Here is a 610-nt window from a genome sequence, read left to right as displayed (position 1 = left end):
ACCACATGTTATAGCTAACCAGTTCATCAATCCTTTATTTTCAAAGAATAAATCTGGACGAGAGTTAGGAGTTATCATTAAACCACTATATAAATCTTTAACAGAAATTTGAACTTTCACTTCTGTAGGTAAACCATCTACTGTCCAAGATCCTTGTCCACCTTTTTCTATTGATACATTATCAATAACACCCATTTCACAATTAAACCATCCTTTTGAAGATACTTTAACTAAAAATGGTGGTCCAAAACTGTTAGCAGAAGTTTGTCTAGGTAAAGCCAGAGCAAGAATGTGTAAAAGAGGTACAATGATGTTTAAATATACACTTTCTTTATCACCATAAGGCGATACTAAATTTATTGTAATTGTATATGATTTGTTGTAAGCTGCGTCTCCCCATAGTTCAGGGAAAATTAGATTAGAGCCGTCTAAAATTTTAGATGATGAGCTCAAAAGTCTACTGAAAAATCCTTCACCATAGTTACTCATTAAACTTTTACTCCATTTATCAAACGTATCAGATACCCCTCTTCTAAAATCATCTAACTGACTAACCGCAGCTGTTTGCGAGAAGAATGCTAGTTCTTTAACAATACCTTCCATTGTATCC

Annotated in this window: 1 protein-coding gene; it reads right to left on the bottom strand. The window is 33.4% G+C overall.

What is annotated here, in order from left to right; all coding sequences use genetic code 11:
* A partial coding sequence (locus ETC00_RS19515) for a hypothetical protein (protein WP_216369602.1) occupies positions 1-610 on the bottom strand: 610 nt, incomplete at both ends.

The sequence above is a fragment of the Brevibacillus sp. MCWH genome, from assembly GCF_013096935.1.
Lineage (GTDB): Bacteria > Bacillota > Bacilli > Brevibacillales > Brevibacillaceae > Brevibacillus > Brevibacillus aydinogluensis.
The sequence above is the reverse complement of the archived record's forward strand: the minus strand, read 5'-3'. Positions and strand labels throughout refer to the sequence as shown.